This is a genomic window from Promicromonospora iranensis, assembly GCF_028994805.1.
Classification (GTDB): Bacteria; Actinomycetota; Actinomycetes; order Actinomycetales; family Cellulomonadaceae; genus Promicromonospora; species Promicromonospora iranensis.
Genome location: NZ_JAJQQP010000011.1, coordinates 19115 through 34239, shown reverse-complemented (window position 1 = coordinate 34239; position 15125 = coordinate 19115). Strand labels below are relative to the sequence as shown.

Genomic DNA, 15125 nt, shown 5'->3' with positions numbered 1-15125 from the left:
CGTGTCCGGTCTTCCCAAACTCTGACGAGACAACTATTAGGGGGATCGGCTCGGTGAGCTCGATGTCTTCTTCTCCTCCGCCGAGCAGGCTGCGCCAGGTCGCGCCCTGGGTGTGCGTCGCCGGCGTGCTCGCCTATGTACTCGTAGCACCCGTCCTGTTCACCGCCACCGGAGCCTCCTCCACGTGGCCCGCATGGCTCGTCGGCATCGCCGCCGTCGGGCTTGCCGTGGCGGCCGCACTGATCGCCGCCCGTTCCTCGCGGGACGATCTCGCCGCGCACGAGGACCTGGTCCTGGCGTACCGCCGGGCCGAGGAGCGCGCCGGGGCGGCGTCCGCTGCGCTCGACGCGCTCGCGAAGGAGCAGCTGCCCGCGTTCCTCGACAGCGAGCCCGCCCCGCCGCTCCCGCACCTTCCGGGTGATGCCGGCGCCCAGGCCCGTCTCGACGAGGCCGCGGCCATGCTCGCCCGGGTGCAGGAGGAGCGCGTCGCCCGTCGCGATGCCGTCCAGGTCGCGGTGGTGGCCCTGAGCCGCAAGGTCCAGGCCGCCGCGCACCGCATCCAGGAGGAGGCGGCGCGCATGGTGCAGCGCCACCCCACCGACCCGGACATCCTGCAGACGTCCATGCGCGTCGACCACGCCGCTGCCCAGCAGGCACGGCAGGCGCAGAGCCTCGCGGCCCTGTGCGGCGAGTGGCCGGGCCAGCAGTGGAGCGAGCCGCTCCCGCTGCCCGACGTCGTCAAGGGCGCTGCCAGCCGCATCACGGCGTTCCACCGGGTCGAGGTGTCGGGTGACCCCGGCGTCGCCGTCTCCGCGCGCATCGTCGAGCCGCTCATCCACCTCGTGGCCGAGCTGCTGTCCAACGCCACGCAGTCCTCGCCGCCCACCACGCAGGTGCTGGTCTCGCTGCGTCAGGTGCAGCGTGGCGCGGTCGTCGAGATCGACGACTGCGGTGTGGGCCTCGACCTCAAGCAGCTCGAGCAGGCGCGTGACATCGCCTCCGGCAAGCGCGAGATCAGCATCACCGAGCTCGGTGAGATCCCGCAGACCGGCCTGGCCGTCGTCGGCACCTACGCCCGGCGCCACGGCTTCCGCGTGGACGTCACCGAGTCGGTGTACGGCGGCCTCCGCGCCATCGTCATGATCCCGGCGGAGCTCACCGAGGCAGTGGTGCCGACGGGCATGCTCACGCCGGCGGCCACCCTGCCGAGCGCCGGCAACCACACCAGCGGGGCCTCGGCACTCGGGTCCCGCCGCAGCGCCACCGCGGTCGTCGAGGCGCCGCTCGCGCCCGAGCTGCCCAGCGCCAAGCCCGCGGACGACGACGAGTGGCCCGCGCCCGCGGCGCCCGACCCGGCGACCGTGGTTCCCGTCGAGCCGCTGAGCGCGCCCGGCGACGTGGTCGACGAAGAGGAGGAGACGCCTGTGGCAGGTGCCCCGGTGCAGGCCCCTGGCGAGCTGCCCCTGCGTCCGGGGCGAGCCCGCCCCGAGGACGACGAGTTCCCCGAGCCGTCTGCGCTTCCGCAACGGCGATCGCGCCGTGGAGAGGCGGATACGCCCGGCCGGACCAAGGCCACGGAGCCCCGTACCGAAGCTCCTGGTCCCGCTCAGACGGCCGAAGAGGCCGGTGAGTGGATGGGTGCCTTCTTCAGTTCGAGCGAGGCGCGGTTCGGGGACTCACCTGACAGCAGCGAACCGTCGGCTGGAGCCGGCGGAACTTCGGAGGACCGATGACTACGCAGGCCGACGGCATGACGAGCACCGACGGCAACAGCTGGATGCTCGAGCTCATCAGTGGTGTACGGGGGGTCAAGCATGTTGTGGTGCTCACCTCGGACGGACTGATGAAGGTTCGGACGGACCAGACCCCGCTGGACGTGGCCGACAAGGTAGCTGCGGCATGTGCCGGACTTGTCGCACTGGGCATGGGAATGAGCAGGGAGTTCGGGAGCAGCGAGACGATCCGCCAGGTGATGGTGGAGTTCGACGGCGGGTTCCTCTTCGTCCGCGGAGCCGGTGACGGCTCCCGCCTCGCGGTCGTCACCGAGACGGTGATCGACCCGGCGCTGATCGCCCAGCAGATGCAGGCCCAGGTGCTCATGATCGGAGAGCGCACGCTGGGCACGGAGCGGATCTCCAGCTGATCCCGCCCCAGGCACCTTTGCGGAAAGCACCACCTGGGCCTGAAGAGGCTCTGGCGTATCAGGCACCACCAGCTCGACCGATACCTGACCGACCAACAGGGGGCGACGGGATGGACACCGAGGAGTACCGCGACCACCCGGTGCGCTCGTACGTGCTCACCTCGGGGCGGGCACATCCGTCGCGCAACACGCTGCGACCGGAGACACTCGTGCGGGCCGTCGAGAGCCGGCCCGTGCTCTCGACGGCGAGCCGGCTGGAGCGCGAGCTGGTCGAGCTGTGCCGCGGGACGCTCGCGCTCGCCGAGGTCGCTGCGTACCTGCAGCTTCCGGTGAGCCTCGTGGCGGTCATGGTCTCCGACCTGGTCGACTCGGGGAACCTGACGATTCGTTCCAACCATCAAGCGCACGTCCTGCCCGGCAAGGACATCCTGGAGAAGATTCTCGATGGACTCCGCAAGCTCTGACCGCACAGCGTCCGGCCAGCACCTGGCACCGACCGTCGCCCGGTCGGTCAAGGTGCTGGTGGTCGGCGCCTTCGGGGTGGGCAAGACGACGCTGATCGGTGCGGTGAGCGAGATCGACCCGCTCCGCACCGAGGAGCGCATCACCACGGCGAGCGTGGGCATCGACCCGGGGCAGCCGAACAAGGAGACGACGACGGTCGCGATGGACTTCGGTCGCATCACCGTGACCGAGGACATCGCGCTGTACCTGTTCGGCACCCCGGGCCAGCGCCGCTTCTGGGACCTGTGGGCGGGCCTGGCCGACGGCGCCGTCGGTGCGCTGGTCATGATCGACACCCGGCACCTCGAGGACAGCTTCGAGGTGCTGGACCAGCTGGAGCTGCGCACCAAGATCCCGTTCGCGGTGGTCGTCAACCAGTTCCCGGACTCGCCGAACTATCCGCTGGAGCGGGTCCGAGCGGCGCTCGACCTGCTGCCGGAGACCCCGATCGTCGAGTGCGACGCGCGGGACCGGCAGTCCGCGGTACTCACCCTGATCACCCTCGTCGAGCACGCCATGACGTTCCCGGTGTTCCAGAAGGTCAACGCGTGACACTGGCCAACAGACTGCACCTCCGGCTGGAAGACATCTCGGACCGGATGCAGCTGTCGGACATCACGACGGCCCGGGATCCGCACAAGCTGTACGAGCAGCTCCGTGACGAGTGGGGTCCGGTCGCGCCGATGGACCTGGAGCCGGGTGTGCCCGCCTGGCTCGTGCTGGGGTACGACGAGGCGAGCAGCGTCATGCGCAACGAGCTGCTGTTCTCCCGCAACTCCCGCAACTGGCGGTACGTCCAGGAGCGTGCCCTGCCCCCGGACTCCGGGGTGTTCGCCGCCCTGGCGCCCCGCGAGAGCGCCTACTACCTCGACGGGATGCAGCAGCGCCGGCTGCGTGCCCCTCTCGACGACGCTCTGGGCGCCATCGACGAGAAGCGCCTGGCCCGCACCGTCGCGGTGACGTGCGAGGCGATCATCGACCGCCTGATGCCCCGCGGCGAGGCAGACCTCGTGAAGGACTACGCCGTGGCGGTCCCCGTGATGGTCATGACCGAGATGTTCGGCATGAGCCTGTCCGACGGGAACAAGATGCACGAGCTCACCGAGGCGGTGTACGCGGGCAGGGAGAAGGCCCGCGCTGCCGCGATCGAGCAGGAGTCGCTCCTGGCGGTGCTCGTGGCGACGCACCGGGCCGAGCCCGGCGAGGACCTCACCACGGCCCTGGTGAACCACCCGAACCACGAGAACGACGTCGAGGTGATGGCTTCGATCGGCGTGATGTTCAGCCTGGGGCACGACGCGGAGATCGCGTGGATCGCCAGCACGCTGCACATGATCCTGACCGATCCCGCGTTCGCGGCGCGCGTGCGCCGCGGCCGGATCGACCTGGACGACGCCCTGGACGAGGTGTCGCGCCGCAACCCGCCGGCTCCGCACGTGCTGCCGCGGTTCGCCCGCCAGGACTGCGAGCTGGGCGGACGCCGGATCGCGTACGGCGATGCCCTCGTGCCGGCCGTCGCCGCCGCGAACGCCGACCGGGCCATCCGTACGGACGACCCGTGGGAGGAGCTCGGCAGCCGGTTCCACCTCACGTGGGGCGCGGGTGCGCACGCGTGCCCCGCCCACCGGATCGGCCCGCTCATCGGCCGCATCGCCGTGGACACCCTGCTGCGCCGGATCCTCGACATGGAGCTCTCGGTGTCGGCGGACTCGCTCAAGATGTCGGTCTCACCGTGGTCGCGCTACCCGCGCAGCCTCCCGGTCCGGTTCACGTCGCCGCTCACCGAGGGCGGCCCGCGCACCGAGCGCTGACCCCGCCGAGGTAGTCGTCTGGCGAGGTAGTCACCCTGCTCTCGCTGGGGACTACCTCGCCAGACGACTACCTCGGCACGACGGTGTCAGACCTCGGTGCCCACCCGCTCCTTGGGAGCAAGCTCCTTGATCCGCTCCTTGAGGCGCGGCACCATGCTCTTGTAGACGGACGGCTCGATCGGCAGGAGCCACTGGATCGCGCGAGCACGCGAGCTGATGTTCACGCCTGCCTCGTCGAGCGTCTCGTCGATCTGGTGCATCGAGAACGGGATGACGTTGGTGCCCCGCGCGTGCTTGCCGCGGGTGCGCTTCTCCATCCACGCCACGCGCTCGGCCACGTGCTTGCGCCGCTCCTCGAGGGGCGGCAGGTCGAGCGCCCCGCCGAGGTACGCGGCGATCCAGATGGCGCCGGCCTCGGCGGACAGGGGCGAGAAGAGTGACGAGTTGTAGCCGGAGAACGTCAGGTTCGGCACGTCGTGGGGCAGGATCTGGCGGTAGAGCTCGTAGTTGCCCTGGTCGTCCAGGAGACGCGCGGAGATCGTGTCGTCGAGGAACGGGACACGCTGGTGGAACCCCGTGCCGCAGACGACGAGGTCGGTGGGGAGCCGCGTGCCGTCGCTGAGCACCGACACCGGTCGGTCTCCCTCGACCTCGAACCGCTCGATCTCGGTGTCGCGGTGGACGGCGATGGTGCCGGCGGCGACCTGCTCGTAGAACCCGTCGGTGGACAGCGACACCGTGCTGTTGGCGATGTCCGCGAACTCCCCGCGGGGGACCAGCCCGAGCTTCTTGAGCTTCAGCTGCACGGTCGCCACGGAGCCGATGCTGTCGAGCATCGACGCGCGGATCTTGTCGCCGGGGCCGTGCAGGAACTTCTCCATGGGGTTGTTCAGGTCCTGGTAGCGGAACAGCGCCTCGCCCAGGCGGGACAGCAGCAGGTACTTCATGTTGAGCACCTTGCCCACGCGCTTGGGCATCTTCCACAGCAGCTGGCGCGCCACCACCGTGGTGGACTCGGCGACCGGCCCGATCTCGGCGGCGACGTCGCACGCCGACTTGCCGTACCCGACCACCACCACGTGCTTGCCGCGGGCGTCGTCCAGCGTGTTGAGCTGGCTGGAGGCGACGAGCTTGCCGCCGGCGCGGACGAGGTTGGCATAACCCTCGTACTGCGGGAAGACCGGGTCGGAGAAGATGCCGTTGGCGACCACGAGGTGGTCGAACTTCTCGGGCGCGGAGACCGGGGCGCCGACACGACGGGCGGTGATCATCCAGCCGTCCTCGGCGTCGGTCAGCTCGGCGCGGACGACCTCGGTGGAGAGCCGCAGGTGCGGGCGGAGCCCGAACGTCGAGACGTACCGCTCGAGGTAGGCCTGGACCTGCTCGCCGGTGGGCCACTCGGGGTAGTCGCGCGGCATCGGCAGGTCGGAGAAGGCGTACGAATCCTTGTTGTTCTGCGTCCGCAGGCCGGTGTACCTGCGCGTCGCGCTCCACACCCCGCCGACGTCCGGCGCCTTCTCGAAGACGGTGACGTCGTGCTCGAACTCGCGGAGGATCTTCGCGGTGGCCAGACCTGCAAAGCCGGCACCGACGACGGCGATCTTCAAGGGACCCCTGCTCTCAGTAGATTCCTGGCATTTTTCACGAATGGTAGCCGGACCGGACCATGCGCGATAGGGGCGGATCGAGTCGAATGCCCAGGTCGGCTGACCCTTCGGCGCAGGCTCCAGCGGCTGGCCGCTCGGATGTCAGTGGTTCAGTCCATGATTGTGTCTGTGAGCGAGACGACAGGCATCCCGGAACCCGCAGGAGCGACCAGCGACGAGGCCACCGCACAGCGCCGGTGGGCCGAGCTCGTGGCCTGGATCGAGGAGGACCGGCGGGCGTACTTCGAGGCCGACGCCCCCGTCTCGTCGGACGCCGAGTACGACGCGCGGATGCGCGAGCTGCAGGAGCTCGAGGCGGCACATCCCGCGCTGGTGACACCGGAGTCGCCCACACAGAGTGTCGGCGGCGCCGCGGCGGCGGGGTTCGCCACCGTCGAGCACATCGAGCGCATGCTCTCGCTCGACAACGCCTTCAGCACCGACGAGCTGGCGGTGTGGGCCGAGAAGGTGAACCGCGACCTCGGCACGGACAAGCCCGGGTTCCTGTGCGAGGTCAAGATCGACGGCCTGGCCATCTCTCTCGTGTACGAGAGAGGGCGTCTGGTGCGGGGCGTCACCCGCGGGGACGGTCGTGTGGGCGAGGACGTCACCCGGAACGTGCTGCGCATCGCGAGCATCCCGCAGCAGCTCACCGGCGAGGACCACCCCGACGTGGTCGAGGTGCGCGGCGAGGTGTTCATCCCGGTCGCCACCTTCGCGCGGCTCAACGAGCTGCAGGCCGAGCTGCGTGAGCGGGTCGTCGACGAGGCACAGGAACGTGCCGGCCGGCACGCCGGTGGCAAACAGTTCGACGTGGAACGAGCGCGCCTCGTCGCGCTCCGCCGGTTCCCGCAGTTCGCCAACCCGCGCAACGCCGCGGCGGGTGGTCTGCGCCAGCTGCTGGAGAACAAGGACGGCCTCGAGCTGGAGGCGGGACTTGCCCGCGTCGAGGGTCTGCGCATGTACGCGCACGGTGTGGGCGCCCTGCAGTGGGAGGCGGGCACGCACGAGGAGCTGGAGCGGCAGTCCGACGCGTACGCCCTGTTCGAGCAGTGGGGTATCCCCGTCTCCCCGCACAACCGCGTCGTCGACGGACTGGACGGCGCGCTCGAGATGATCGAGCACTTCCGTGAGCACCGGCACGACATCGAGCACGAGCTCGACGGGATCGTCCTCAAGGTCGATGCCCTGGCGCGGCAGCGCAAGCTGGGCTCGACCAGTCGCGCACCGCGCTGGGCGATCGCGTTCAAGTACCCGCCCGAGGAGGTCAACACGCGGCTGCTGGCCATCCAGGTGGGTGTGGGCCGTACCGGACGGGCCACCCCGTACGCCGTCATGGAGCCGGTGAAGGTCGCGGGCTCCACGGTGCGCCAGGCCACCCTGCACAACCAGGACGTGGTGCGGGCCAAGGGCGTGCGCATCGGTGACGTGGTGGTGCTGCGCAAGGCGGGCGACGTCATCCCCGAGATCCTCGGGCCGGTCGCCGCCCTGGCCGACGACGGCTACCCACGCGAGGACTTCGTCATGCCGGCCCAGTGCCCGGAGTGCGGCACGCCCCTGCGCCCGATGAAGGAGGGCGACGTCGACCTGCGCTGCCCCAACGCGGAGTCCTGCCCCGCGCAGGTGCGCGGACGGGTCGAGCACATCGGCTCGCGGGGTGGCCTCGACATCGAGGCTCTCGGTGAGGTCACGGCAGCCGCGCTGACCCAGCCGCAGGTTCCGGCGGACCCACCGCTGCGCACAGAGGCCGGCCTGTTCTCGCTCACGCTCGACGATCTCGTGCCGATCGAGGTCGTGGTCCGCGACCCTGAGCTGGGTGCGCCGAAGGTGGACGATGACGGAGTCGCGCGGGTGCGCACCCCGTTCCGCAAGAAGCGCAAGCTCTCCAAGAGCGAGGAGCGGGCGGCGACCGAGGCGGGAGAATCGTTGTACGAGCCGTCATCCGGGGCACATACGCTGCTGAACGAGCTGGAGCGCGCCAAGACCAAGGAGCTGTGGCGCAAGCTAGTCTCCCTGAACATCCGGCACGTCGGGCCGGTCGCGGCGCGGGCGCTCGCGGGCTGGTTCGGTTCCGTGGACGCGATCGAGGCGGCGTCCGAGGAGGAGCTGGCGGCCGTCGACGGTGTGGGCCCGGTGATCGCGGCCGAGATCAAGGCCTGGCTGGCGGTGGACTGGCACCAGGAGATCCTCACCGCGTGGCGCGCGGCGGGCGTGGAGCTCGCGACGCCGGGGCATCCCGGCCCCGCGGCGATGGCGGAGGCGGACACCGAGCCCAGCGGCCCGCTCGCGGGCCTGACCGTCGTGGTGACCGGCTCGCTGGAGGACTTCACGCGGGACGGCGCCAAGGAGGCCATCATCGCCGCGGGCGGCAAGGCCTCCGGCTCGGTCTCGAAGAAGACGGACTACGTGGTGCTGGGGGAGAACGCCGGCACCAAGGCGGCCAAGGCCGAGGCGCTCGAGATCCCCACCCTGGACGAGGACGGGTTCAAGAAGCTGCTGGAGGGTGGTCCGGAGGCGCTGTGAGCGGGCGGGCTCACCGGCGGCCCGGCAGCCGCATGGTGAGCAGCTTGGCCTGCGGTGCGAGACGAGCGGCGAGGGCGAAGACGCCGTCGGTCCGCTGCCGGTCCGGGTCGATCACCGAGAACAGGTTCACACCCAGGTAGAAGGTGATGGCGGCGTCGGCGACGTCCCGTGCAGGCAGGAGCTTGCCGAGCGGTGATCCGCCGACGACACGTTCCCACTGCTCGGCGACGAAGCCGACCCAGGGCTCCGCGCGCACGCTGATCTCGGCCCGCAACGCCGGCTTGGTGACGGCAGCGGCGACGAGCTCGCCGAACTGCGCGAGATACCCACGCTCCAGGTCGGTGCGGTAGATGGTGGTCGCTGCCTCGACGAGCTCCTCGACCGTCCGGGCTTTCGCCGCGGTGGCGCGGTGCAGCGTCATGCGTTCCTCGGTCGCGCGGTCGAGCGCCGCCAGGAGGAGCTGGTCCACGCCCCCGAAGTGGTAGAAGACCAGCGCCGAGTTGGCTTCGGCCGCCGTCGCGATGGATCTCGCCGTCGCCCCGGCGTAGCCCTGCTCGCGTAGCACCTGGTCCGCCGCGTCCAGCAGCCGCTTGCGTGTCTCCTCGGCCGTCCTGCGCCCGGTCTGGGCCATCGTCAGCTCCCTCCGTCGTCGCTTGATCATATGCTTTAATCACTTGATTAAATCGATCGATCAAAACGCACAGGCGGTAGGCGGTGCGGCAACGACGGAGGAACCCGTGCGCGAACCGACGAACCCACCCCGGGATGCTGACCACGACCCGGAACGGCAGGCCCGCCGGGACACTCGGTCCGACGAGGAATGGGATGCCGATCCTGAACCGCCGCACACCTCTCGCCCTCCGCTGGCGCCGGAGGCACGGCGCGCCCGGCTGCTCCTGGCCGGCGTCGCGCTCGCCCTGTTCGCCGCGATGCTCGTGGCCAAGCTCCTCGACTCGGCGGACGCGCAGCAGACGGCCCTCTTCTACGTGGGCATCCCAGCGGTCATCGCTCTCACGGTGATCCTCACCGCGCGGCCCCGGAGCGCGGTCGGCACCGCCCTGGCGACGACGACGGTGGGCCTGGCGCTCGCGGGCCCGTTCCTGAACGAGGGTGTGGTGTGCCTGGTCATCGCCGCGCCGCTGTTCTACGGCGTGGCGGCCGCGATCGGATCCACCATCCAGAGGTCGCGCAACCATCGCGGCCGGGCGCTCGCCGTCGCGCCGCTGCTCCTTCTCCTGATGGCCGAGGGGATCGGCGGGTTCAGCCTGCTGCCGCGTGATGACACGGGCGTCGCGACCGTCGTCGTGCAGGCGACGCCCGAGCAGGTGGCCGCCGCGCTGGCCGCCCCGCCCACCTACGGCGAGTTCGAGGCCCCGTTCCTGCGAGCGGTCCCGTTCCCGGAGCCGGTGTCCGCCACCGGCAGCGGGCTCCGGGTGGGCGACGAGCGGCACGTGACCTTCAGCCCGCGCCGCAGCCTGGGGATCAACACGGGGACGACGCCGCGCGCGATGTCGCTGCGGGTCGCGCAATCCCAGGTGTCTGCCACCGGGGGCCATCTGCGCCTCGACGTCACCTCCGACACGACCCTGGCTCGCTGGATGGACCTGCACGCCGCGGACGTCACGTGGGAGGCGGCCGGCGCCGGTCGCACGCGGGTCACCTGGGCCCTCGAGTACACGCGCACCTTCGACCCCTCCTGGTACTTCGGCCCGATCCAGCACTACGCGTCCGGCCTGGCCTCCGAGTACCTGATCGAGACGTTCGCGAGCACGGCGGAGCACGCCACGGCGGAGCACGCGGCGGAGCGGGCGGGCGCGTGATTGGTCTGCTCGAACCGGCCACGGCCGCCGTCATCGTGCGGGGGGCGGCAGTAGCGGTACCCCTGCTCGCGGTGGTCGCCCTCTGTGCCTGGCGGACGCCGAGCCCGCGCGCCGTCGGTGCGGCGGTCACCGCGACGGCCTGGGCCGCGCTGCTGCTCCTGCCGCTGAACATCGTCGCGCCGTCGTTCGGCTGGTGGACGTTCCACGCGACAGGGGCCGTCTGGCTCGGTGTGCCCGTCGACCTCTGGCTCGGCTGGTCGCTGCTCTGGGGTGCCGTGCCCGCCCTGGCCCTGAGCCCTCTGAGGGGCGAACGAGACCCGAGCACTGTCCGGACCGCTCGCCCGGCCAGGTCCGGTCCGGGCACCGGCCGCGGGCCGCTCCTGCTCCTTGCCGCCGCCCTGGTCTGGCTGGACCTGGCCGTCATGCCGCTCGGTCAGCCCGTGGTCGTGCTCGGTGACGCCTGGCTGGTCGGCGAGGCGGTGGGGGTCGTGACCGCCCTGGCCCCGGCGTTGTTCCTGGCCCGCTGGACGCTGCACCGGAGGCACCTCGTTGTTCGGGCATGGGCGCAGGCGGTATGGGCGGGCGGCCTCCTGCTCGCCCTTCCCGTCGTCGCGCTGTCGCCGGAGCCGCACTGGCCCCCGGTCGTCACGTCGACGGGCGTCCAGCTCGCGCTCCTCGCGTGCCTGCCGGGCCTGGCAGCGATGCGGGAGCTCGCCGCTGCCGGGCGCGGCACACCCCTGCCGTACGACCCGCCGTCCCGCCTGGTCACCTCGGGGCCCTACGCATACCTGCGCAACCCGATGCAGACCACCATCGCCGCCGCCTACACAGGGCTCGCGCTCACCCTCGGCGAGCCCGCGCTCCTGCTCGGCACCCTGGTCGCCGTCGGATACTCCGCAGGGCTGGGCGAGTGGCACGAGGGGGAGCAGCTACGGCACGCGTTCGGCGAGCCCTACCGGGACTATCGCGCATCGGTGCGGTCCTGGCTGCCGCGCTGGCGTCCGGCGCCCGTGATGCCCGCGGCCACGCTGTGGGTCGCGGCGGACTGCGCACAGTGCACTGGCGTCGCCCGCTGGTTCGTGCGCCACAACCCAGTTCACCTGCGGGTTCGTCCGGCGGCAGAGCATCCGGAGGTCGTGTACCGCGTCACCTACGAGGTGTCCGGCGTGCTGGGTGAGGCGTCCGGGCCGACGCTCGTGGTGCGGGCCCAGGGTGTCGCCGCGATCGCCCGCGCGCTGGGGCACGTCCACCTCGGCTGGGCGCTCGCAGGCTGGGCGCTCGACCTGCCGGTCGTGCGGCACTTCGCTCAGCTCGGCGCCGATGCGTTCGGGGCGGGACCCAGACCGTCCCGCACGGGAGCATGCGCGTCGGCTGTGGCCGCGAACGGTATGACGTGACCAGACGCTCCCACCCCGCCGCCCGACCCACCCCGCGTCGACCCACGCGGTCGTCAGTCCACGACGTAGTCGAGCCGAAAGTTGCCGGTCGATCGGGGCCCGGATCGACGCGGGACGTGCGGTTCGGCGCCCTAGCGTGCACCGGTAACGGTGTCTGGTTTACAACTTTTGCTTGACTACCGGCAGAAGTCCCTCGTAGGTTCTAGCCGCATGGTCAATGCCGACCGAGGAGATTTCATGAAACAACGTGGAACCAGAATCCGCGCGAGACAGGCTGCCGCAGGCGCGACTGCCGTTGCGCTGACAGCAGTGATGCTGGCAGGGACCGTCCCCGCCGCGTCGGCGGCAGACGACCTGCCGCCGCAGGAGCCCGGCGTCACCCTGAGGACGTATGACATGGCGCGCGACCTGAGCGAGCTGTGCACGCTCCGCTCCGGCCAGACGCCGAACGTCGACCAGCTGAAGCCGACCATCGACTACGCCACGGAGGCCGACTTCGGCATGGGCGAGCGCTTCATCGCGCACGCGCTCGCCAACCTGTCGGTGCCGTCCACCGGGAACTACGAGTTCCGGCTCACGAGCGACGACGGCTCGCGGCTGGTGATCGACGACGCCGAGGTGATCGACAACGACGGCCTGCACGGCGCGGAGTCGAAGGAGGGCACCGTCGCTCTCGAGGCGGGGTTCCACGACCTGCGGGTGGAGTACTTCGACAACACCAACGACAACATCCTCAAGCTCGAGTGGCGTCCGCCGGGCACGACGGACTACGTCGTCGTCCCCGAGAGCGTGCTGAGCACCGAGGCCGGCGTCGTGCGCGTGACGGCACCGGGCACCAAGTACTGCGAGGGGTCGGACGAGACGGCGGGCGACGGCATGCGCCTCGACTCCGTGTACCCGGGCTACTCGCTGACCGACCTGCGCCCGGAGGGCTTCGAGCCCATGGTCGCCGGGCTCGACTGGACCGACGACGACCGCCTCGCCGTGGTCACGTCCGGCTCGGTGAGCCCCGGCGGCTGGGTCGAGAACCCCGAGCCGGGCGAGGTGTTCCTGCTCGACAACGTGACGGGCGAGACCTCGAAGGACGAGGTGACCTACGAGAAGGTCGCCACCGACCTGTTCAACCCCATGGGCATCGCCGTGATCGAGGACTCGATCTACGTCTCCGAGCGTGACAAGCTCACAGAGCTCACGGACCCCGACGGTGACGGCTTCTACGACGAGCACCGCACGGTGGCCGAGTGGCCGTTCGGCGAGAACTTCCACGAGTTCGCGTTCGGCCTGCTGCACGACGACGAGAACTTCTACGTGAGCCTGTCGGTCGCCATCAACAACGGCGGCGCCACCACGGACCCGCAGCCGGCCGAGAACCGCGGCACGACCATCAAGATCGACCGCGAGACCGGTGAGCTCGAGTACGTGGCCGGCGGTCTCCGCACGCCCAACGGCATGGTCAAGGGCCCCGACGGCGAGCTGTTCGTGATGGACAACCAGGGCGCTTGGCTGCCCAGCTCGAAGCTGGTGCACGTCGAGGAGGGCAAGTTCTTCAACCACTTCACCAACCCGGCGGGACCGTTCGACGACCAGTCCGTCTCGCCGCCCGCCCTGTGGGTGCCCCAGAACGAGATCGGCAACTCGCCGAGCGGTCCGGTGCAGCTCGAGGAAGGTCCGTACGCGGGCCAGCTCGTGTTCGGTGACGTCACCTACGGTGGTCTGCAGCGCGGCTTCCTCGAGAAGGTCGAGGGTGAGTACCAGGGTGCGGTGTTCCGGCACACGGCAGGCCTGGAGGCCGGCGTCAACCGCACGGTGGTCGGGCCCGACGGCGCCCTGTACGTCGGCGGCATCGGCGAGGGCGGCAACTGGAGCGAGCCGGGCAAGCTGCGCTACGGCCTGCAGAAGCTCACGCCGAACGGCGAGGACGCTTTCGACATGACCGAGATGCGGGCCACCAAGAAGGGCTTCGAGGTCGAGTACACGCAGCCGCTCTCGGACGAGACGGTGGCGAAGATCGCCGAGGACCCGAACGCCGCGTTCCGGATGGACCACTGGCGCTACGTGCCCACGCGCGCCTACGGCGGGCCGAAGGTCGACGAGCAGCAGCTGTTCGTGTCGCGCGCCAAGGTCTCCAAGGACCGCACGAAGGTGACGCTCACGGTGGACGGGCGCCAGCCCGGGTACGTGGTGCACCTGCGCAGCCCGCGTCCGTTCGCGGACGTCGAGGGCCGCGAGCTGTGGAACACCGAGGCTTGGTACACGCTCAACGCGATCCCCGGCTACAAGGCACCGACAGGATTCCAGGAGGCGGAGGAGGCGACGCTCCGCGGCAGCGCCAACGTGGCCAACGAGCACAACGGCTACTCCGGCTCCGGGTTCGCTGCCGGGTTCAACCAGGAAGGTGCCTCGGCGACCTTCACGACCACCGCGCGCCGCGCGGGCAGCGTCCCGGTGCACCTGCGGTACGCCAACGGACCCAACCCGTTCGAGGGCACCAAGACGCTGTCGGTGCTCGTCAACGGCGAGGAGGTCGAGCCGTGGGCGCTGGAGTCCACCGGCACCTGGAAGACCTGGGCGACCGCGACCCGGTCGCTGGACCTGCGCAAGGGCGACAACACCATCACCCTGCGCTACGACGAGGACGACGACGGCAACGTCAACCTCGACTTCCTCAAGGTCGGCGGCGGTGACGACATCTGCGAGGCGAAGCGGTACGAGCGGGGCTACACCGCGCTGTTCGACGGCACGATGGCCTCGCTGGACGGCTGGAACATGGCTGGTCCGGGCTCGTTCGGCCGACAGAGCGACTGCACCATCCGCGGCAGCGGCGGCATGGGTCTGCTCTGGCACTCCACGGAGCTGAACGAGTACAGCCTGAAGCTCGACTGGAAGCTCAAGAAGGACGACAACGGCGGTGTCTTCGTCGGCTTCCCGGACCCGGGCAACGACCCGTGGGTCGCCGTCAACCAGGGCTACGAGATCCAGATCGACGCCACCGACGAGTCGGACCGCACCACGGGCGCGATCTACACGTTCCAGGGCGCCGACCCGGAGGCCGTGGAGCGGGCGCTCAAGCCGGTGGGCTCGTGGAACTCCTACGAGATCCGGGTGGAGGGGCAGACCATCAAGGTCCTGCTCAACGGTGAGCTGGTGAACGACTTCGTCAGCACCGACCCCGCGCGCGACCTCAGCCAGGGGTTCATCGGCCTGCAGAACCACGGTCAGGGCGAGGCGGTGAGCTACCGCGACATCCGGGTCAAGGACCTGGGCGACGCCGGCTGACCGAG

General features: G+C 70.5%; 11 protein-coding genes. 9 read left to right on the top strand and 2 right to left on the bottom strand.

Translation table 11 applies throughout. The annotated features are described in order from the left end of the window. The first annotated feature begins 62 nt into the window (after window positions 1-62). The 5 genes from LUM46_RS18725 to LUM46_RS18705 all read left to right on the top strand — a co-directional run bounded on the left by LUM46_RS18725 (window position 63) and on the right by LUM46_RS18705 (window position 4458). Window positions 63-1733 (top strand): ATP-binding protein, encoded by a 1671-nt coding sequence (locus LUM46_RS18725; protein ID WP_274995914.1) that lies wholly within the window; start codon window positions 63-65, stop codon window positions 1731-1733. Then, the gene (locus LUM46_RS18720; RefSeq protein WP_274995913.1) at window positions 1730-2143 is read left to right on the top strand and encodes a roadblock/LC7 domain-containing protein; all 414 of its coding nucleotides are present in this window, start codon (window positions 1730-1732) and stop codon (window positions 2141-2143) included. Before LUM46_RS18725 ends, LUM46_RS18720 begins: the two co-directional genes overlap by 4 nt. Before the next feature lie 110 nt (window positions 2144-2253). Then, window positions 2254-2607, top strand: coding sequence for a DUF742 domain-containing protein (locus LUM46_RS18715; RefSeq protein ID WP_274995912.1), 354 nt, complete (start codon window positions 2254-2256; stop codon window positions 2605-2607). Next, on the top strand, window positions 2588-3199 hold the full coding sequence (locus LUM46_RS18710) for a GTP-binding protein (RefSeq protein WP_274995909.1): 612 nt from the start codon (window positions 2588-2590) through the stop codon (window positions 3197-3199). Before LUM46_RS18715 ends, LUM46_RS18710 begins: the two co-directional genes overlap by 20 nt. After that, window positions 3196-4458 carry a cytochrome P450 family protein gene (locus LUM46_RS18705; RefSeq protein WP_274995908.1) on the top strand — a complete coding sequence of 421 codons (1263 nt, stop codon included), beginning with the start codon at window positions 3196-3198 and terminating at the stop codon, window positions 4456-4458. Before LUM46_RS18710 ends, LUM46_RS18705 begins: the two co-directional genes overlap by 4 nt. Window positions 4459-4544: 86 nt before the next feature. Here LUM46_RS18705 and LUM46_RS18700 read toward each other — a convergent pair whose 3' ends face one another. Beyond that, on the bottom strand, window positions 4545-6065 hold the full coding sequence (locus tag LUM46_RS18700; protein ID WP_274995907.1) for a flavin-containing monooxygenase: 1521 nt from the start codon (window positions 6063-6065) through the stop codon (window positions 4545-4547). 156 nt (window positions 6066-6221) lie between these two features. Between LUM46_RS18700 and ligA the strand changes: the two genes are divergently transcribed. Beyond that, entirely contained in the window at window positions 6222-8627 is a 2406-nt protein-coding gene (gene ligA, locus LUM46_RS18695) for an NAD-dependent DNA ligase LigA (RefSeq protein ID WP_274995905.1), read from the top strand. Window positions 8628-8637: 10 nt separating this feature from the next. On the opposite strand, the gene LUM46_RS18690 is transcribed toward ligA, so the two are convergent. Beyond that, entirely contained in the window at window positions 8638-9258 is a 621-nt protein-coding gene (locus LUM46_RS18690) for a TetR/AcrR family transcriptional regulator (RefSeq protein ID WP_274995904.1), read from the bottom strand. Between the two features lie 106 nt (window positions 9259-9364). On the opposite strand from LUM46_RS18690, the gene LUM46_RS18685 reads away from it, so the two are divergent. The 3 genes from LUM46_RS18685 to LUM46_RS18675 all read left to right on the top strand — a co-directional run bounded on the left by LUM46_RS18685 (window position 9365) and on the right by LUM46_RS18675 (window position 15120). Next, entirely contained in the window at window positions 9365-10447 is a 1083-nt protein-coding gene (locus LUM46_RS18685) for an SRPBCC family protein (protein WP_274995903.1), read from the top strand. Beyond that, window positions 10444-11844, top strand: coding sequence for a methyltransferase (locus LUM46_RS18680; protein ID WP_274995902.1), 1401 nt, complete (start codon window positions 10444-10446; stop codon window positions 11842-11844). Before LUM46_RS18685 ends, LUM46_RS18680 begins: the two co-directional genes overlap by 4 nt. A gap of 312 nt (window positions 11845-12156) precedes the next feature. After that, window positions 12157-15120, top strand: coding sequence for a 3-keto-alpha-glucoside-1,2-lyase-like domain-containing protein (locus LUM46_RS18675; RefSeq protein WP_274995901.1), 2964 nt, complete (start codon window positions 12157-12159; stop codon window positions 15118-15120). Window positions 15121-15125 lie beyond the last annotated feature (5 nt).

Excerpts from the sequence above, each read along its gene's own strand:
- LUM46_RS18725 (WP_274995914.1), top strand. The coding sequence starts at position 63 with ATGTCTTCTTCTCCTCCGCCGAGCAGGCTGCGCCAGGTCGCGCCCTGG.
- LUM46_RS18720 (WP_274995913.1), top strand. The coding sequence starts at position 1,730 with ATGACTACGCAGGCCGACGGCATGACGAGCACCGACGGCAACAGCTGG.
- LUM46_RS18715 (WP_274995912.1), top strand. The coding sequence starts at position 2,254 with ATGGACACCGAGGAGTACCGCGACCACCCGGTGCGCTCGTACGTGCTC.
- LUM46_RS18710 (WP_274995909.1), top strand. The coding sequence starts at position 2,588 with ATGGACTCCGCAAGCTCTGACCGCACAGCGTCCGGCCAGCACCTGGCA.
- ligA (WP_274995905.1), top strand. The coding sequence starts at position 6,222 with ATGATTGTGTCTGTGAGCGAGACGACAGGCATCCCGGAACCCGCAGGA.
- LUM46_RS18690 (WP_274995904.1), bottom strand. The coding sequence starts at position 9,258 with ATGGCCCAGACCGGGCGCAGGACGGCCGAGGAGACACGCAAGCGGCTG.
- LUM46_RS18675 (WP_274995901.1), top strand. The coding sequence starts at position 12,157 with ATGCTGGCAGGGACCGTCCCCGCCGCGTCGGCGGCAGACGACCTGCCG.